The sequence below is a fragment of the Duganella hordei genome, assembly GCF_040369125.1.
In the GTDB taxonomy this organism is placed as follows: Bacteria; Pseudomonadota; Gammaproteobacteria; order Burkholderiales; family Burkholderiaceae_D; genus Rugamonas; species Rugamonas hordei.
In genome coordinates this window covers 1-19937 of sequence record NZ_BPWI01000004.1, presented here as the reverse complement: position 1 = coordinate 19937, position 19937 = coordinate 1, and the positions used below count along the sequence as shown (strand labels likewise).

Below are 19937 nucleotides of genomic sequence, written 5' to 3'. Positions count from 1 at the left end.
TTCTTGCCTTGTGGGTGGGGTGTCAAAGCGGGTCATGCTAGGCATCAAATATTTCAGGACGATGAAATGGTGTGTATCGTTTTGTATCTTTGGCTTTGTGTCATTCAGCGGTCATTTCATGTTGCTAGGCTTGCGGCATGAAACAGATTTATATTGCCCTGATCGCCGCGCTGCTCAGCGCCTGCCATGGCGAGACGCCGCCCGCATCCGCCTCCGCTCCTGTCGCCAAACCGGCCGCCAAGCCGGCCGCCGCCTACGCGCCGATGAAACGCCAGCCACCGGTGCCGGAGTTGACGGCGATGGGCCGTGCGATGTTCCACGAACCGACGCTGTCGGCATCCGGCCGCATCAGCTGCGCCAGCTGCCACAACCCGGACAACGGCTACAGCCCGGCCAACCGGCTGTCGGCGCAGCTGGGCGGCGGCGATGGCGCCACGCAGGGCACGCGCGCCGCGCCGTCGCTGAAGTACCTGCAGACGGTGCCGCCTTTCACCGAGCACTATCACGACGACGATGGCGACGACAGCACCGACGCAGGTCCTACCGGCGGCTACGATTGGGATGGCCGCGCCGGATCGGCACACGAGCAGGCGCGTGGTCCGCTGCTGTCGCCGCGCGAGATGGGCAACAAGGACGATGCGGCGGTGGTGGCCAAACTGCGCAACGGTCCGCTGGCGGCGCAGTTCCGCAAGACCTTCGGCGACGACATCTTCGACCACGACGACGCGGCGATGCGCGCGGCCTTGATGGCGCTGGAAGTGTTCCAGGAAAGCCCGGCCGATTTCTATCCGTACACCAGCAAGTACGACGCCTTCCTGCGCAAGCAGGTCACGCTGACGCCGCAGGAAGCGCGCGGGCTGGCCTTGTTCAACGATGAAGCCAAGGGCAATTGCGCATCCTGCCACATCAGCCGCATCTCGCAGGGCGGCGCCTTCCCGCAGTTCACCGATTACGGGCTGGTCAACCTCGGCGTGCCGCGCAACGGCAAGCTGGCGGTCAACGCCGATCCGAAGTATTTCGACCTCGGCCTGTGCGGCCCGGACCGCACCGACCTGCGCGACCATCCCGAATACTGCGGCCGCTTCAAGACGCCGTCGCTGCGCAACGTGGCCCTGCGCAAGGTCTACTTCCACAACGGCAGCTTCGACAGCCTGGAGCAGGTGGTGCGCTTCTACGTGCAGCGCGACACGGTGCCGCAGAAGTGGTATCCGCGCAATCCGGACGGCAGCATCCACAAGTTCGACGACCAGCCGCGCGGCATGGACGACAACGTCAACGTCGAAGCCCCGTTCGGCGGCAAGCCCGGCAGCAAGCCGGCGCTGACCGACCAGGAGATCGCCGACGTGGTGGTTTTCCTCAAAACGCTGACCGACGGCTACAAACCGCAGTGAAAAATTAGCAAATGTGTCATAGAATGTAAGCCTCAGTTGCTCACAGGATATAGGCGCACATGAAATACTCGAAGCAGTTGGCCGTCGCGGCCGTGGTGGTGGCCGTTGCCGGCGCGGGGGCCTTCGTGGCGCTGCGCGGCAAGCAGCCGGCGGCGCCTGCCGCCGCGCCGGTGGTGGCCGGTCCCACGCCGGAGATCATGCCGGAGTTGCGCAATATGCTGGCCGCCTACCGCAAGATCATCGTACTGCTGGCCGACGAGAAAACGCTGTCCGACAGCGACCGCAAGGCCGCCGGCCAGGTCGGCCAGTCGCTGTTCCATGAAAACCTGGAACGGCTGGCCAAGGTGCAGGCCATGCTGGCGCAAACCCAGGCGTTGCCGCCGCAGCAGCGCGACGCGGCCGACGATACGCTGCTGTCCTATATCGAATCGGCCGGCGACCTGTTCGACGCCGACCGGCTGGCCTTCCGCGAAGTGCTGTTGTCGCTGCAAAAGCTGGCGGCCGCGGATCAGACGCTGCCGGCGATCAAGCTGCACAAGCGCGTCAGCGAGGACCTGGCCGCGCTGGAGGATATCGAAAAGCAGTACGACAAGGAACTGAGCGACATCTTCTCGCGCTTCGACACGCGCGCCATCACGCCCAAGCGCGAGCGCTGGGACGATTACGTCGCCCGCCTGCGCAAGCTGTATGGCCGCGAACAGATCATGAAGGACTACGGCGTCATCGTGCCGTATCCTGAACCGCCTAAGACGGTAGAGCAAGAGGTGCAGGCCAAGGAAATCTTCGGCAACACGCTGCCGCCCAAGACCGTGGTGCTGACCTTCGACGACGGTCCGCACAAGAGCTACACCGAGGAAGTGGCCGCGATCCTCAAGCAGTACAATGTGCCGGGCGTGTTCTTCCAGGTCGGGCAGAACCTCGGCAAACTGGATGCGCAGGGCAAGCAAAGCCTGGGCAAGAACGCCGAGGAGAGCCGCCGCCTGATCGACGCCGGTCATACGGTCGGCAACCACAGCTTCAGCCACGCGCTGCTGTCCAAGGAAAAGGGCGACCAGTTGTATGGCGAGATCGCCAACGCCGACCTGATGCTGAAGGCGGCCGATCCGCGCCGCTCGGAGCTGTTCCGCTTCCCGTACGGCGCGCACAACGCCGAAGGCCTGGCGATCCTGTCCAAGCTGGGACTGCGCTCGGTGATGTGGAATATCGATTCGATGGACTGGGCCGATCCGGTGCCAAGCTCCATCGCCAACCGCGTGCTGACCACCCTGGGCAAGGAGCAGCGCGGCATCATCCTGTTCCATGACATCCACGAGCGCAGCGTCAAGGCGCTGCCGATGGTGCTCGACAAGCTGATCGCCGACGGCTACAGCTTTGCCGCCTGGGACGGCCACGAGTTCAAGGTGGCCAAGGGAGGCAGGCCGGAGCCGGAGAAGATCGCCGTCAGCACCGGCTACGCCAACAGCTATGCGGTGGTCATCGGCATTAACGACTATCAGAAGTGGCCCAAGCTGCAGTACGCGGTGCAGGATGCCAAGGCGATCCGCGACACGCTGGTCAACCGCTTCGGCTTTGCCGGCGAGCGGGTGTTCACGCTGACCAACGGCGAGGCCACGCGCAACAACATCCTGGCGCTGTTCCACGACAAGCTGGCCGACGCGCAGCTGAAGAAGGACGACCGCATCTTCGTGTTCTTCGCCGGTCACGGCGCCACGCGCCAGCTCAGTTCCGGCCGCAATCTCGGCTACATCATCCCGGTCGATTCGGATCCGCAGCAGGTCAGCTTCGACGCGATCCCGATGACGGATCTGCAGAACATCGCCGAGAGCCTGAACGCCAAGCACGTGCTGTTCGTCATGGACGCCTGCTACAGCGGCCTCGGTTTGACGCGCGGCGGCGGCAGCACTGCCTTCCTGCGCGATAACGCTCGCCGCATGGGCCGGCAGATGCTGACGGCCGGCGGCGCCGACCAGATGGTGGCCGACGGCGGTCCGAACGGCCACTCGGTGTTCACGTGGACCCTGCTGCAGGCCTTGAACGGCAAGGCGGATTTGAACGGCGACGGCCTGATCACCGCGACCGAACTGGCGGCCTATGTGGCGCCGGCGGTGGCCAGCGTGTCGCAGCAGACGCCGGCCTTCGGCAGCCTGCCGGGATCGGAGGGCGGCGAGTTCGTGTTCCAGCTGCCGGCCGAGGCGGAATTCCTCAGCGCGCAGTCGGCGCAGCTGGCGCCGGATGCGATTGCGCTCAACAGCAAGCTGGATAAGGGCCGCGACGAGAAGGCCGACGGCAATACCGTGGTGGTGAAGAATCTGCAGGGCGAGGAACAGAAGATCGCCGCGCCGAAGCCGGTCGACGCCTCCAGCCGCCAGCTGGCGCAGCGCGCCAACGACAAGGGCATGCAGCTGTTCAAGGAAAAGCAGTACGCGCAGGCGGAAGCGGCGTTCACCGAGGCGCTCAAGTACCGGCCCGATTTCGGCCTGGCCGCCAACAACCTGGGCTTCGTCTACTACAAGCAGGAAAAGTACGCCGAGGCTGCGCGCTGGTTCGAGAACACGCTGCAGATCGACACCTCGCGCGCCATCGCCTACCTCAACCTCGGCGACGCCCGCGTGCGCATGGGCGACGGCGAGAAGGCCAGGAAGGCCTACGCCAGCTTCCTCGAACTGGCGCCGAATCACCCGAGCGCCGCCTACGTCAGGGAGCAGTTGAAGAAGCTGGGCTAGTTCAGGCTTCGTTCCAGTCGTATTCCATCTGCAGCGCGGTGCGCGCGGCCAGTTCGCGGCCGGCCAGCCGTTCGACCAGGTGCAGCGACATGTCCATGCCGGCCGAGATGCCGCCGGAGGTGACGATGCGGCCGTTGTCTATCCAGCGGCGGCCGGCCGGGATTTCCACGCGCGGGAAGGCGGCGCGCAGCTCGTCGATATCTTCCCAATGTGTGGTGGCTTGCTGGCCGTCCAGCAGCCCCGCCTGCGCCAGCAGGAAAGCGCCGGTGCAGACCGAGGCCACCAGTTCGCAGTTGTGCGCCATGCCGGCGATCCATGCGATGACTTCGGGCTTGGCCTGCTCCGCCGTCACCACGCCGCCGGGGACGATCAGCACGTCGATCCTGCCGGCGCTGTCGAAATCAGATTCGGGCTGCACGGCGAGGCCGGCGCGCGCGCGCAGCATGGCGGAGCGCTGGCCGATGGTGCGCACGCGGAACGGCGCCTGGGTGCCCGGCGCCAGCTTGGCGGCCACGCGCGTGGCACAGGTGAACACTTCGTACGGTCCGGCGAAATCGAGTACTTCAACGTCGTTGAAGACATAAATGCCTATGGTGCGTGTCATGTGGATCTCCTTTGTCGATGAGACCATCTTGCCGCCAAACGCATTGACATAAATGACATCGATGGTGGAATATCTGCCACATGACCAAGCCTATCGACATCTGGCTGCTGGTGTTCCCCGGCTTTCTGCTGCTGGACGCCACCGGCCCCGCGCAAGTGTTCTCCACCGCGAACGACGAGGCGCGCGACGCCGGTCAGCCGGAGCCCTATCGCATCCGCATGACCGCGCCGGGCGGCGGGCCGGTGGCGTCGTCTTCCGGCGTCAGCGTGCTGGCAGAGCCGTTGCCGCGCCGCAGCCTGGCCGGCGCCACCCTGATCGTCGCCGGCGGCCGCGGCCTCGATGGCGACGGCGCCGTGCTGGCGTCGGCCGCGATAAGCTGGGTGCGGCGCGCCGCCGGCGAGGTCGCGCGCTGCTGCTCGGTGTGCACCGGTGCCTTCGTGCTGGCGCGGGCCGGCCTGCTGGACGGCCGCCGCGCCGTCACCCATTGGCTCGACGCGGCCCGGCTGCAGGCGCAATACCCGGCCATCGAGGTGCAGGACGACGCCATCTACATCAAGGACGGGCCGGTCTACACGTCGGCCGGCATCGCCGCCGGCATGGACCTGGCGCTGAGCCTGGTGGAGGAGGACTGCGGCCGCGCCGCCGCGCTGGGCACGGCCAAGCGGCTGGTGGTGTTCTACAAGCGGCCCGGCGGCCAGCGCCAGTTCAGCTCCGAGCTGCTGGCGCAGGCCGATCCGCAAGGCTTGCATGGCCAGCTGACCGGCTGGCTGCGTCCGCGCCTGAAGCGGCAGGTCGACGTCGAGCAGATGGCGGCGGCGTTCGCGCTGTCGGTGCGCACGCTGCACCGCCGGCTGCAGCGCGAGGCTGGCGTCTCGCCGGCGCAGCTGCTGCTGCGCTTGCGCATGGAGGCGGCGTGCGGCTTGCTGGAGCGGCCCGGCATGACGGTCAAGCGCGCGGCCAGCCAGAGCGGCTTCGGCAGCGAGTACAATCTGCGGCGCGCGTTTGCCGCGCAGCTGGGCGTGGTGCCCAGCGAATACCAGGCGCGCTTTGGCTGAATCGGGAAGATCGAATGCGGGAATTTGAAAAATGGGTGGCGCGCGTGCTGCTGCTCAACAGCGCGCTGGCGCTCGGTGTCAGCCTCGGCCTGCTGGGCGAGTCGCAGGAGGCGTCGGCGCTGCCGCTGCTGTACAGCGCGGCGATGCTGGGCTTCCTCGGGGCCGTGCTGTCGCTCAAGCGCTGGAAGCTGGGCCTGTGGGCCGGCGTGGCGTATTACGCGCTGCAGCTGTTCAGCTACTATCCCTTCGACGGCGGCTGGCACTTCGCGGTCAAGGCCGGCGTCAGCATCGGCCTGGTGATGCGCTTCCACGGCGGCGTGTTCATCGTCAACATGGTGGCCTTGGCGCTGCTGGCGGCCACCGCCGCCGTGCTGGTGTGGCGCTACCGGGAAGTCGTCGAGAAGACCTGACCGCCCAGGTAGCTGTAGTAGAAGCGTTCCTGGCTGGTCGAGATCAGCACGCGGTGGGCGCGCAGGAAATCGCGACCCAGTATCATTTCGATGTTCTTGACGCCGAACTGCTGCAGGTTGTTGACGTCGGCGATGGCCAGGCGCGGCTTGCCGATGTTTTCTTCGCCGATCGCGAAGCTGTCGAAGGTGGCGTTCCACTTGGGCGTGTCCTTGCCGCTGATGCCGGTTACCGCGCCGCCTTCGCTCACGCCGGCGCCGCCCGGCTTGATGCCCAGTTTGTCCGCCGTCTGCAGGTCGACCAGCGAATGGGCGGCGCCGGTGTCGATCAGCGCGCGGATCTTGCGGCCGTTGAGTTGGACCTGCACATAGGCGGCGGAGTGCTTGTCGGCCAGCTCCAGCGGCACGTCCAGCGCCTGCGTGTCCCAGTAGGCCAGCGACCTGTCGCCGCCGCAGCCGTCGTTGCGGAAGAACTTGAGCTGCTTGCCGGCCAGCGCGATTTCCAGGTCGGCCTGCAGCAGGTAGTCGGCGCCGACCAGACCGCCGTAGCCGGGGTAGTCGAGGCCATCGACCACCGGGAACCAGGTCTTGGCCACGCGCGCCGGGCCGATGATCACTTCCTCCGGCTGCGCCGCGAACTGCGCCGTGTCGCCGCCGATGCCGCGCACGCGGTTCAGCGTGCGGGTCAGCGGCTGCTGCTGGCGGTCCATCTCGGCGCGCGTCAGCTGCGTTTTGTGGGCGCCGGTGTCGATCAGCATGTGCACCGTCTTGCCGTTGATCTGGCCATCGATGAAGGGCGTGCCGGCCGCCTCGTAGATATTCAGGTCGAGCGCGGCCAGTTCGGTAAAGCGGCAATCTGCGTGGGCCTGGGCGGCGGCCAGCAACATGCCGGCCCCCAGCATGCGTTGCAGGATGGGGGCCATCATCAGTTCGGCTTGCGGAAGCGCAGGATGAACTGGTCGGTGTGGGCGCGGATGCCGGTTTCAAACACCTGGGCCGAGCGGTCGTCGGCCGGGTTGCGCAGCACCTGCGATTCGGCGTCCAGCACGAAGCCGGCGGCCAGCACTTCCTTCTTGACCAGCGCCTCGTCGATGCGGTGCAGCTTGGCCATGCCGGCGTCGTCCAGGCCGGGCTGGGCCGAATGGTCCAGCACTATATAGTAGCCGCCCGGTTTCAGCGCCTCGAACACGGCCTTGTTCAGCTCGGCCGTGCCGGCGGCGCCGCTCCAGATGTGGATGTCGTGATAGTTCTGCGAGGTCCACACCAGGTCGGCCTTGACCGGCACGTTGAGCGAGGCGGCGCTGATCGCTTCATGCACGTTGGCGCGGCCCGGTTCGGCCGACACGGGCGGCGGCAGCGGCTTGCCCTTCAGGCGGTCCACCAGCACCTGCGGCGCGATCGCGTACACCGAACCCTTCGGGCCGACCGCCGTGCTGAACAGGCGGGTGAAGTAGCCGCGGCCGGCAAAGTAATCGACCACGACCTGGCCCGGCTGGACCTTGGCGAAGGCCAGCATCTCGGCCGGCTTGCGGTCGGCGTCGCGCGCCTTGTCGGCGTCCGGGCGGCCGGCATCGGCCACGGCGGCGGCGGCCAGCGGCGCTTGGCCGGCGGCACCGGCGTGGCCGGCGGCCAGTAACAGGGCCATGGTGCTGCTCAGGCAAAGTAATCCAAGGGTGCGGCTTCTAGGCAACAGTTTCATTTTGAAAGTCTCCGTAGGTGGGTGAACCGGTTTTCCCCGCCTTAGCTGTGCAGGCGAGATCCGGATTATGCACCGGATATATCAAATTGACATTGCTTAACCCCTCTGTTCAGTCATCTGCTTGTCACACGGCAAGGGCAAAATGTCCGTATGGATATATTTTTCTGCTGGGAAAATGGCACTATCGACATGAAAGTTTCCTGGTGAACTGTTTTTTTAGGTAACTTTTTTAATAAATAAACATTCTCCTATAGCAGGTTGCGAGAGAGAGACAGCGGTTGAAATAAATTCTTTTGGGAAATCTACTCAGATATAATCGGCCCTTGGAATCCTGCTGGAAGAGGCGTTCATCTGGTTCGAGCTTGGTTGGCCCGCAACTTAATGGCCAAAAGAAAAGTTTACTTAATGAAAGTCCAAATTCCGTCGTTATATACAGTACGGAGTAGTTTTTTCCGACAGCACCATAAAAATTTTGTTAAAAAAGTAACAAATCCACTACAGGGCTCGAGCATCAGACAAAAGCTGATCGCTCGAGTTGCTTTCTGAGCAGCCAGAGAAGTACCTCCAGGAGAAATAGTATGAGTTTCGCGACCAGTTTTACCACTGAGCAGATTGCCAGTTTCAGCACAGCCCAGATCATCACGCTGGCAACTGCCGACATTGCAGCGTTTAATTCTGACCAGCTGGCCGCGTTCACTACTGCGCAAATCCCCGCCTTCACGACTGCCCAGATTGCCGGAGGCCTGAACTCCACCCAGATCGCCTTCCTGACGACCAAGCAGGCCAACGCGCTGACCTCGACCCAGATCGCCGCGCTGCAAACCGCCGCCATCGCCGCGCTGACCACCAACGACGTCGCCGCGCTGGCCACGGCCACTATCGGCGGCATCACCGCCAACCAGGTCAAGGCGCTGACGACCGACCAAGTGGTCGCCCTGACCAGCAACCAGGCCGCGCAACTGAGTTCGACCCAGGTCGCTGCGCTGAGCACCAACGCCATCGGCGCCCTGGAAACCGCCGACCTGGCCGCGATCAAGACCGCCTCCATCGCCGTGCTGACCAGCGCCCAGGTGGCCGCGCTGACCACGGCGCAAGTCAATACGATGGGCACCGCTTCGGTGGCCGCGCTGAGCACCGCCGGCATCGCCGCGCTGAGCAGCGACCAGGCCGTCGCGCTGACCTCGGCGGAAATCGCCGCCATGAGCACCACGCAAGTGGTCGCGCTGTCGAGCAAGGCCCTCGGCGCGATTGAAACCGCCGACCTCGCCGGCCTGAGCACCAACGACATCGCCGCCCTGCGTACCTCGCAGCTGGTCGGCCTGGCCACCGCGCAAGTTGCCGCGCTGTCGACCAACCAGATTGCAGCGTTGAGCGCCGCCGCCATTGCCGGCCTGAGCACCGACCAGGTGGTCGCGCTGACCACCGCCCAAGCGAGCTCGCTGAGCACCGCGCAAGTGGCCGGCCTGAGCACCAAGGCCATCGCCGCGCTGGAAACGGCCGACTTCGCGGCATTGAAATCCGACGCGATTGCCGCGCTGAGCGCCGCGCAAGTCAAGGCGCTGACCACGAATCAAGTGGTCGCGCTGACCACGGCCGAAGCCGCCGCGCTGAGCACCGCGCAAGTGGCCGCGCTGTCGAGCGACGCCGTCGCCGCGCTGGAAACGGCCGACCTGTCGGCCATCAAGACGGCCGCCATCGCCGCCCTGAGCAGCGCCCAGGTCGCCGCGCTGACCACCGCCCAAGTCAACACGCTGGCCACCGCTTCATTGGCCGCGCTGAGCACCGCCGGCATCGCCGCGCTGACCACCAACCAGGTCGTTGCCCTGACCTCGGCCCAGCTGAGCAGCATGAGCTCGGCACAGGTTGCCGCGCTGTCGAGCAACGCCATCGGCGCGATTGAAACCGCCGACATCGTCGGCCTGACCACCGCCAACGTCGCCGCGCTGCGCAGCGCGCAGCTGGTGGGCCTGGCCACGGCGCAGGTCGCCGCGCTGTCGACCAACCAGATCGCCGCGCTGAGCACCGCCGCCGTGTTCGGCCTGACCACCGACCAGATCGTCGCGCTGACCACCGCGCAAGCGAGCTCGCTGAGCACCGCGCAAGTGGCCGGCCTGAGCACCAAGGCCATCGCCGCGCTGGAGACGGCCGATTTCGCGGCCTTGAAATCCGACGCCATTGCCGCGCTGAGCGCCGCGCAGGTCAAGGCCCTGACCACCGATCAAGTGGTCGCGCTGACCACGTCCGAGGCCGCCGCGCTGAGCACCGCGCAAGTGGCCGCGTTGTCGAGCAACGCCATCGCCGCGCTGGAAACGGCTGACCTGTCGGCCATCAAGACCGCCGCCATCGCCGTCCTGAGTTCCGCTCAAATTGCCGCGCTGACGACCAAACAAGTCAACACGCTGGCCACCGCTTCGCTGGCCGCGCTGAGCACCGCCGGCATCGCCGCGCTGACCACCGACCAGGTTGTCGCACTGACCTCGGCCCAACTGAGCAGCATGAGCTCGGCCCAAGTGGCCGCGCTGTCGAGCAACGCCATCGGCGCGATTGAAACCGCCGACATCGTCGGCCTGACCACTGCCAACGTCGCCGCGCTGCGCAGTGCGCAACTGGTGGGTCTGGCAACCGCACAGGTTGCCGCGCTGTCGACCAACCAGATCGCCGCGCTGAGCACCGCCGCCGTGTTCGGCCTGACCACCAACCAGATCGTCGCGCTGACCACCGCGCAAGCGAGCTCGCTGAGCACCGCGCAAGTGGCCGGCCTGAGCACCAACGCCATCGCCGCGCTGGAAACGGCCGACTTCGCAGCATTGAAGTCCGATGCGATCGCCGCGCTGAGCGCCAATCAGGTCAAGGCGCTGACGACCGATCAAGTGGTCGCGCTGACCACGACTGAGGCCGCCGCGCTGAGCACCGCGCAGGTGGCGGCGCTGTCGTCCAATGCCATCGCCGCGCTGGAAACGGCCGACCTGTCCGCCATCAAGACAGCCGCCATCGCCGCCCTGAGCTCCGCCCAGGTCGCCGCGCTGACGACCAAACAAGTCAACACGCTGGCCACCGCCTCGCTGGCCGCGCTGAGCACCGCCGGCATCGCCGCGCTGACCACCGACCAGGTCGTCGCGCTGACCTCGGCCCAACTGAGCAGCATGAGCTCGGCGCAGGTCGCCGCGCTGTCGAGCAACGCCATCGGTGCGATTGAAACCGCCGACATCGTCGGTCTGACCACTGCCAACGTCGCCGCGCTGCGCAGCGCGCAGCTGGTGGGCCTGGCCACGGCGCAGGTCGCCGCGTTGTCGACCAACCAGATCGCCGCGCTGAGCACCGCTGCTGTGTTCGGCCTGACCACCAACCAGATCGTCGCGCTGACCACCGCGCAAGCGAGCTCGCTGAGCACCGCACAAGTGGCCGGCCTGAGCACCAACGCCATCGCCGCGCTGGAAACGGCGGACTTCGCAGCACTGAAGTCCGACGCGATCGCCGTCCTGAGCGCCAATCAGGTCAAGGCGCTGACGACCGATCAAGTCGTCGCGCTGACCACGACTGAGGCCGCCGCGCTGAGCACCGCGCAGGTGGCGGCGCTGTCGTCCAATGCCATCGCCGCGCTGGAAACGGCCGACCTGTCCGCCATCAAGACAGCCGCCATCGCCGCCCTGAGCTCCGCCCAGGTCGCCGCGCTGACGACCAAACAAGTCAACACGCTGGCCACCGCCTCGCTGGCCGCGCTGAGCACCGCCGGCATCGCCGCGCTGACCACCGACCAGGTCGTCGCGCTGACTTCGGCCCAACTGAGCAGCATGAGCTCGGCACAGGTCGCCGCGCTGTCGAGCAACGCCATCGGCGCGATTGAAACCGCCGACATCGTCGGCCTGACCACCGCCAACGTCGCCGCGCTGCGCAGCGCGCAGCTGGTGGGCCTGGCCACGGCGCAGGTCGCCGCGCTGTCGACCAACCAGATCGCCGCGCTGAGCACCGCCGCCGTGTTCGGCCTGACCACCAACCAGATCGTGGCGCTGACCACCGCGCAAGCGAGCTCGCTGAGCACCGCACAAGTGGCCGGCCTGAGCACCAACGCCATCGCCGCGCTGGAAACGGCCGACTTCGCAGCACTGAAGTCGGACGCGATCGCCGCGCTGAGCGCCAATCAGGTCAAAGCGCTGACGACCAGCCAGATCGTTGCACTGACCACGGCCGAAGCGGCCGCGCTGAGCACCGCGCAAGTTGCCGCGCTGAGCACCGCCTCGGTTGCCGCGTTGGAAACGGCCGATCTGTCGGCCATCAAGACGGCCGCCATCGCCGCCCTGAGTTCCGCCCAGGTTGCCGCGCTGGGCACGACGCAAGTCAACACCTTGGCCACCGCTTCGCTGGCCGCGCTGAGCACCGCCGGCATCGCCGCGCTGACCACCGACCAGGTTGTCGCACTGACCTCGGCTCAACTGAGCAGCATGGGTTCCGCGCAAATCGGCGCCTTCTCCAGCAACGCCATCGGCGCGATTGAAACCGCCGACATCGTCGGCCTGACCACCGCCAACGTCGCCGCGCTGCGCAGCGCGCAGCTGGTGGGCCTGGCGACCGCACAGGTCGCCGCGCTGTCGACCAACCAGATCGCCGCGCTGAGCACCGCCGCCGTGTCCGGCTTGACCACCAACCAGATCGTGGCGCTGACCACCGCCCAAGCGAGCTCGCTGAGCACCGCGCAAGTGGCCGGCCTGAGCACCAACGCCATCGCCGCGCTGGAAACCGCCGACTTCGCAGCACTGAAGTCGGACGCGATCGCCGCCCTGAGCGCCAATCAGGTCAAGGCGCTGACCACGAATCAAGTGGTTGCACTGACCACGACCGAAGCGGCCGCGCTGAGCACCGCGCAAGTTGCCGCGCTGAGCACCGCCTCGGTTGCCGCACTGGAAACGGCCGACTTGTCGGCCATCAAGACGGCCGCCATCGCCGCCCTGAGCTCCGCCCAGGTCGCCGCGCTGACCACCACGCAGGTCAACACGCTGGCCACCGCCTCGCTGGCCGCGCTGAGCACCGCCGGCATCGCCGCGCTGACCACCGACCAGGTCGTCGCGCTGACTTCGGCCCAACTGAGCAGCATGAGCTCGGCACAGGTCGCCGCGCTGTCGAGCAACGCCATCGGCGCGATTGAAACCGCCGACATCGTCGGCCTGACCACCGCCAACGTCGCCGCGCTGCGCAGCGCGCAGCTGGTGGGCCTGGCCACGGCGCAGGTTGCCGCGCTGTCGACCAACCAGATCGCCGCGCTGAGCACCGCCGCTGTGTTCGGCCTGACCACCAACCAGATCGTCGCGCTGACCACCGCGCAAGCGAGCTCGCTGAGCACCGCACAAGTGGCCGGCCTGAGCACCAACGCCATCGCCGCGCTGGAAACGGCCGACTTCGCAGCACTGAAGTCCGATGCGATCGCCGCGCTGAGCGCCAATCAGGTCAAAGCGCTGACGACCAGCCAGATCGTTGCACTGACCACGGCCGAAGCGGCCGCGCTGAGCACCGCGCAAGTGGCCGCGCTGAGCACCGCCTCGGTTGCCGCGCTGGAAACGGCCGATCTGTCGGCCATCAAGACGGCCGCCATCGCCGCCCTGAGTTCCGCCCAGGTTGCCGCGCTGGGCACGACGCAAGTCAACACCTTGGCCACCGCTTCGCTGGCCGCGCTGAGCACCGCCGGCATCGCCGCGCTGACCACCGACCAGGTCGTCGCGCTGACCTCGGCCCAGCTGAGCAGCATGAGCTCGGCGCAGGTCGCCGCGCTGTCGAGCAACGCCATCGGCGCGATTGAAACCGCCGACATCGTCGGCCTGACCACCGCCAACGTCGCCGCGCTGCGCAGTGCGCAGCTGGTGGGTCTGGCGACCGCGCAGGTCGCCGCGCTGTCGACCAATCAGATCGCCGCGCTGAGCACCGCCGCCGTGTCCGGCCTGACCACCAACCAGATCGTTGCGCTGACCACCGCGCAAGCAAACTCGCTGAGCACCGCGCAAGTGGCCGGCCTGAGCACCAACGCCATCGCCGCGCTGGAAACGGCCGACTTCGCAGCACTGAAATCGGACGCGATCGCCGCCCTGAGCGTCAATCAGGTCAAGGCGCTGACCACGAATCAGGTGGTTGCACTGACCACGGCCGAAGCGGCCGCGCTGAGCACCGCGCAAGTGGCGGCCCTGTCGAGCGACGCCGTCGCCGCACTGGAAACGGCCGATCTGTCGGCCATCAAGACGGCCGCCATCGCCGCCCTGAGCTCCGCCCAGGTTGCTGCGCTGACCACCGCGCAGGTCAACAACCTGGTAACCGCTTCGCTGGCCGCGCTGAGCACCGCCGGCATCGCCGCGCTGACCACCAACCAGGTTGTCGCGCTGACCTCGGCCCAGCTGAGTAGCATGAGCTCGGCACAAGTCGCCGCGCTGTCGAGCAACGCCATCGGCGCGATTGAAACCGCCGATCTGGTCGGCCTGACCACCGCCAACGTGGCCGCGCTGCGCAGCGCGCAACTGGTTGGCCTGGCCACGGCGCAGGTCGCCGCGCTGTCAACCAACCAGGTCGCCGCGCTGAGCACCGCTGCTGTATTCGGCCTGACCACCAACCAGATCGTCGCACTGACCACCGCGCAAGCGAGCTCGCTGAGCACCGCACAAGTGGCCGGCCTGAGCACCAACGCCATCGCCGCGCTGGAAACGGCCGACTTCGCAGCACTGAAGTCCGATGCGATTGCCGCCCTGAGCGCCAATCAGGTCAAGGCGCTGACCACGAATCAAGTGGTTGCGCTGACCACGGCCGAAGCGGCCGCGCTGAGCACCGCGCAAGTGGCCGCGCTGTCGAGCGACGCCGTCGCCGCGCTGGAAACGGCCGACCTGTCGGCCATCAAGACCGCCGCCATCGGTGCCCTGAGCTCCGCCCAGGTTGCCGCGCTGACCACCACGCAGATCAACAACCTGGCCACCGCCTCACTGGCCGCGCTGAGCACCGTCGGCATCGCCGCGCTGACCACCAACCAGGTCGTCGCGCTGACCTCGGCTCAGCTGAGCAGCATGGGTTCGGTGCAAGTCAACGCTCTGACCAGCAACGCCATCGGCGCGATCGAAACCGCCGATCTGGTCGGCCTGACCACCGCCAACGTGGCCGTGCTGCGCAGCGCGCAGCTGGCTGGCTTGGCGACCGCACAGGTTGCCGCGCTGTCGACCAACCAGATCGCCGCGCTGAGCACCGCCGCCGTGTCCGGCTTGACCACCAACCAGATCGTGGCGCTGACCACCGCGCAAGCGAGCTCGCTGAGCACCGCACAAGTGGCCGGCCTGAGCACCAACGCCATCGCCGCGCTGGAAACGGCCGACTTCGCAGCACTGAAGTCGGACGCGATCGCCGCGCTGAGCGCCAATCAGGTCAAAGCGCTGACGACCAGCCAGATCGTTGCACTGACCACGGCCGAAGCGGCCGCGCTGAGCACCGCGCAAGTTGCCGCGCTGAGCACCGCCTCGGTTGCCGCGTTGGAAACGGCCGATCTGTCGGCCATCAAGACGGCCGCCATCGCCGCCCTGAGTTCCGCTCAGGTTGCCGCGCTGGGCACGACGCAAGTCAACACCTTGGCCACCGCTTCGCTGGCCGCGCTGAGCACCGCCGGCATCGCCGCGCTGACCACCGACCAGGTCGTCGCACTGACCTCGGCTCAGTTGAGCAGCATGAGCTCGGCGCAGGTTGCCGCGCTGTCGAGCAACGCCATCGGCGCGATTGAAACCGCCGACATCGTCGGCCTGACCACCGCCAACGTCGCCGCGCTGCGCAGTGCGCAACTGGTGGGCCTGGCCACGGCTCAGGTCGCCGCGCTGTCGACCAACCAGGTCGCCGCGCTGAGCACCGCCGCTGTCTCCGGTCTGAGCACCAACCAGATCGTTGCGCTGACCACCGCGCAAGCGAGCACCTTGGGCACCGCGCAGGTTGCCGCGCTGAGCACCAACGCCATCGCCGCGCTGGAAACCGCCGACCTTGCCGCGCTGTCGACCAACGCGGTTGCCGCGCTGAGCGCCAATCAGGTCAAGGCGCTGACCACCAGCCAGGTCGTGGCCCTGAGCACCTCCGAAGCGGCCGCGCTGAGCACCGCGCAAGTGTCCGCACTGTCGAGCAACTCGATAGCCGCGCTGGAAACGGCCGATCTGTCGGCCATCAAGACGGCCGCCATCGCCGTCTTGAGTTCCGCGCAGGTCGCCGCGCTGACCACCACCCAGGTCAACACGCTGGCCACCGCCTCGCTGGCCGCGCTGAGCACCGCCGGCATCGCCGCGCTGACCACCAGCCAGATCGTCGCGCTGACCTCGGCGCAACTGTCTTCGCTGGGCACCGCACAAGTGGTGGCCCTGAGCTCCAACAGCATCGGCGCGATCGAGACGGCCGACCTGGTGGGCCTGAGCACGATCGACGTCGCCGCGCTGCGCACCGCGCAGCTGGCCGGTCTGGCCACCGCCCAGGTTGCAGCGCTGTCGACCGGCCAGGTCGCCGCGCTGGCCACCTCGGCCTTCGCCAGCGGTCTGAGCACTGCACAGATCTCCGCCTTGACCACCGCCCAGGCCGCATCGCTGAGCGTGAGCCAGGTTGCCGCGCTGTCGACCAACAATCTTGCCGCGCTGGCCACCGCCGCGCTGGCGGCCTTCACCACCCAGGAAATCGGCGCGCTGACCGCCAACCAGCTGGGCGCGCTGAATTCCAGCCAGGGCGTGGCGCTGACCTCGACCCAGGTCGCCGCGCTGACCACCGCCCAGGCTGCCGGCCTGTCGACCGCGGCGCTGGCCGCGCTCGACACCGCCGACCTGGTCGCGCTGAGCACCGCCGCGATCGCCGCGCTGAGCACCAGGCAGTTCGTCACGCTGCGCACCGCTGAAATCGCCTCGCTCACCACCAACCAGGTGCACGCGATGACCTCGGCGCAACTGCATGCGATGACCACCGACCAGGTCCATGCGCTGACCACCACGCAGACCCAGGCGCTGTCGTTCCTGACCCCGATCGCGCTGGACTTGAACGGCGACGGCGTGCAAACCACGGCGCTGGGCAAGGGCGTGCAGTTCGACCTGCTGGCCAACGGCAACAAAGTCAACACCGGCTGGACCGCCGGCGGCGACGGCCTGCTGGCCCTGGACCGCAACCATGACGGCGTGATCAACGACGGTAGCGAACTGTTCGGCTCCGGCACCACGCTGGCCAACGGCCAGAAAGCGGCCACCGGCTACCAAGCGATGGCGGAACTCGACACCAACGGCGACGGCACCATCGACGCCAAGGACAGCGCCTTCGCCGACCTGCGTGTCTGGGTCGACGGCAACACCGATGGCGTCAGCCAGGCCGACGAGCTGAAGTCGCTGGCCGACCTGGGCATCACCAAGCTCAACCTGGACGTCAAGGTGGGCGGGGCAGTCAACAACGGCAACATCCTGGGTCTGACCTCGACCTTCGAGACGGCCGACGGCGCCACCCATGCGGCGGCCGACGTGTGGTTCGCCACCACGCCGGCCAGCAACCTGAGCGGCAGCGTCAGCAACCTGGCGCAGGCGATGTCGGCCTTCGCCGGCTGCAGCACGCCGGCGGCCGCGGCGCCGAAGCTGGATGTCCAGGGCAACGGCGTGGGCGGCAGCCTGGCCCAGCTGGCCGACGCGCTCAAGCAGTTCGACGCCAACGGCAAGCCGGTCCTCGGCGCCGAGAGCCAGGCGGCCACCGACAGCGCGCTGCGTCTGAAAGCGTTGCAGTCGCAGGGCGGCCACGGCTTCCTGGCGGCGCCCGGCAAGTAAAGTAGTACCCCGGCGCAAGCCGGATGTAGTGCCACGCGGCAGGGCTCAGGCCCTGCCGTTTGTCCCAAAAAAGTTGTTTTTGAGAAATCATGGCCCGGTTTTTGCATTGCACTGAGTAAACAAAAAAGCTTAATGCAGCGCAAAAAAGGGTCGCTTTGTACGTTCAGGGCGGTGGCCCGCCGGTTTTTGGGCCGTGATTGAATGAAACTATGCGCTGTTCCCTCGCTATTAAAATGTTAACCGGAGGCAAAATCATGGCTGGCGTATCCTAAAGTTGCCTTCGATATTGACGTTAAGAACTAAAGTGCGCGATTTCGTGATCACGCGCATGTAAAACGCAAAGAAATTCCAGTAGCACCCAATTCAGATGGAGCCGCGGGCGAGACCTGTCGGCTCCATCATCTGTCTGTATAGAACTGTGCAGTGCCCCAAGGAGAATGGAAATGAGCCTCGTAACAAGCATGAGTACCGACCAGATCGCAGCTCTGTCGACCCAAACCATTGCTGCCCTCGCTACCAGCGATATCGTAGCGCTCAATTCAGACCAGACTCGGGCATTGACGACCGATCAGGCGGTGGCGCTGACCACCACCCAGATCGCCGCACTGACCACCAAGCAAATGTCGAACGGCTTGACGACCGACCAGATCGTCGCGCTGAGTTCCAATCAGGTAGGTGTGCTGAGCTCGGCTCAGGTCAACGCCATGGCGACCGCCTACATTGCCGCCCTCGAAACGGCCGACTTCGCCGCACTGAAATCGGGTTCGATCGCCGGCCTGTCGACCGGCCAGCTGGCCGCGCTGACCACCGACCAGGTCGTCGCGCTGACCACCAGCCAGGCCAACGCGCTGAGCAGCGCCCAGGTCGCAGGCTTGAGCACCAACGACATCGTGGCCATGGAAACGGCCGATGTGCTGGCGCTGAAAACCGTCGTCATCGCCAGCCTCAGCACCAGCCAGATGGCCGCGCTGACCACCGACCAGGTAGCCAGCCTGTCGACCGCGCAAGTCGCGTCGCTGAGCACCGCCAACCTGGCGTCGGGCCTGACCACCGACCAGATCGTCGCCATGAATTCCAACCAGTTGGGCACGCTGAGCACCGCCCAGTTCGGCGCGCTGGGCACCAGTGCCGTGGCCGCGATTGAAACGGCCGACCTGGTCGCCCTGAAAACCAGCCTGATCGCATCGATCAAGTCGTCGCAGCTGGCAGCCCTGACCACCGACCAGCTGTCGAACCTGACCACCACCCAGATTTCCGCGCTGACCACCGCCAGCATGACCGCGCTGAGCACCGACCAGGTCGTCGCGCTGACGTCCAACCAGGCTGCCGCGCTGACGTCGCAGCAAATCGGCGCGCTGTCGACCAACGCCATCGCCGCGATTGAAACGGCCGATCTGGCCGCGCTGAAGACCGCCGTCATCGCCGGCCTGTCGACCGCCCAGGCCAAGGCCCTGACCACCGACCAGATAGTGGCGCTGAGCGCCGGCCAGGTCGGCGCGCTGAGCACCGGCCAGGTGGCCGCGCTGGGTACCGCCTCCATCGCCGCGATTGAAACGGCCGACATCGGTTCGCTGAAGAGCGCCGCCATCGCCGCGCTGAGCACCGCGCAGACCGCCGCGCTGACCACCGACCAGATCGGCGCACTGGGTACCGCGCAAGTGGCGGCCATCACCACTGCCAACGTTGCCGCCCTGACCACCGACCAGATGGTGGCCCTGACCTCGAACCAGCTGGGCGTGCTGAGCACCGCGCAATTCGGCGCACTGACGACCGGCGACGTGGCCGCCATCTCCACCGCCAACATCGTCGGCCTGAAAACCGCGATCATCGCCTCGCTGAAGACCGCGCAGCTGGCGGCGCTGACCACCGATCAACTGTCGAACCTGACCACCAACCAGGTCGCCGCCATCACCACCGCCAACATCGCGGCGCTGAGCACCGACCAGGTTGTCGCGCTGACGTCCAACCAGTTCGGCGCCCTGAGCTCGGCCCAGGTGAGCGCCTTCAGCACCAACGACATCGCCGCCATTGAAACGGCCGACCTGGCCGCACTGAAAACCGGCGTCATCACCGCGCTGACCAGCAGCCAGACCAAGGCCCTGACCACCGACCAGATCGTCGCCCTGAGCAGCAGCCAGGTCGGCGCACTGACCAGCGGCCAGGTCGCCGCGCTGGGCACCGACGCCATCGCCGCGATTGAAACGGCCGACCTCGGCGCGTTGAAGACCTCGGCCATCGCCGCGCTGAGCACCGCGCAGACCGCCGCGCTGACCACCGACCAG

8 protein-coding genes and 1 pseudogene are annotated in these 19937 nt (G+C 66.9%); 6 read left to right on the top strand and 3 right to left on the bottom strand.

Annotated features, from left to right (window positions below):
- The first annotated feature begins 137 nt into the window (after positions 1-137).
- Together ABWW33_RS10785 and ABWW33_RS10780 are read left to right on the top strand one after the other, a co-directional pair.
- On the top strand, positions 138-1391 hold the full coding sequence (locus tag ABWW33_RS10785; protein WP_353401451.1) for a cytochrome-c peroxidase: 1254 nt from the start codon (positions 138-140) through the stop codon (positions 1389-1391).
- Positions 1392-1450: 59 nt separating this feature from the next.
- Positions 1451-4114, top strand: coding sequence for a polysaccharide deacetylase family protein (locus ABWW33_RS10780; RefSeq protein ID WP_353401449.1), 2664 nt, complete (start codon positions 1451-1453; stop codon positions 4112-4114).
- Position 4115: 1 nt separating this feature from the next.
- Here ABWW33_RS10780 and ABWW33_RS10775 read toward each other — a convergent pair whose 3' ends face one another.
- Complete coding sequence (locus ABWW33_RS10775) at positions 4116-4718, bottom strand: DJ-1/PfpI family protein (protein ID WP_353401447.1); 603 nt, start codon at positions 4716-4718, stop codon at positions 4116-4118.
- Between the two features lie 80 nt (positions 4719-4798).
- Here ABWW33_RS10775 and ABWW33_RS10770 point away from each other — a divergent pair, with 80 nt between their 5' ends.
- Positions 4799-5773, top strand: coding sequence for a GlxA family transcriptional regulator (locus ABWW33_RS10770; RefSeq protein ID WP_353401445.1), 975 nt, complete (start codon positions 4799-4801; stop codon positions 5771-5773).
- Between the two features lie 14 nt (positions 5774-5787).
- The gene (locus tag ABWW33_RS10765) at positions 5788-6183 is read left to right on the top strand and encodes a hypothetical protein (RefSeq protein ID WP_353401443.1); all 396 of its coding nucleotides are present in this window, start codon (positions 5788-5790) and stop codon (positions 6181-6183) included.
- On the opposite strand, the gene ABWW33_RS10760 is transcribed toward ABWW33_RS10765, so the two are convergent.
- Together ABWW33_RS10760 and ABWW33_RS10755 are read right to left on the bottom strand one after the other, a co-directional pair.
- Positions 6156-7106, bottom strand: a complete 951-nt coding sequence (locus ABWW33_RS10760; protein WP_353401441.1) for a retroviral-like aspartic protease family protein — start codon at positions 7104-7106, stop codon at positions 6156-6158. The two genes, ABWW33_RS10765 and ABWW33_RS10760, sit on opposite strands and share 28 nt — an antisense overlap.
- A complete protein-coding gene (locus ABWW33_RS10755; protein WP_176653457.1) occupies positions 7106-7825 on the bottom strand; it encodes a class I SAM-dependent methyltransferase in 720 nt (239 codons plus the stop codon). Before ABWW33_RS10755 ends, ABWW33_RS10760 begins: the two co-directional genes overlap by 1 nt.
- 632 nt (positions 7826-8457) lie before the next feature.
- Here ABWW33_RS10755 and ABWW33_RS10750 point away from each other — a divergent pair.
- Both ABWW33_RS10750 and ABWW33_RS10745 read left to right on the top strand, forming a co-directional pair.
- Complete coding sequence (locus ABWW33_RS10750; RefSeq protein ID WP_353401439.1) at positions 8458-17655, top strand: SPM autocatalytic domain-containing protein; 9198 nt, start codon at positions 8458-8460, stop codon at positions 17653-17655.
- Positions 17656-18098: 443 nt separating this feature from the next.
- Positions 18099-19937, top strand: a pseudogene (locus ABWW33_RS10745) (heme utilization protein); the annotation flags it as partial.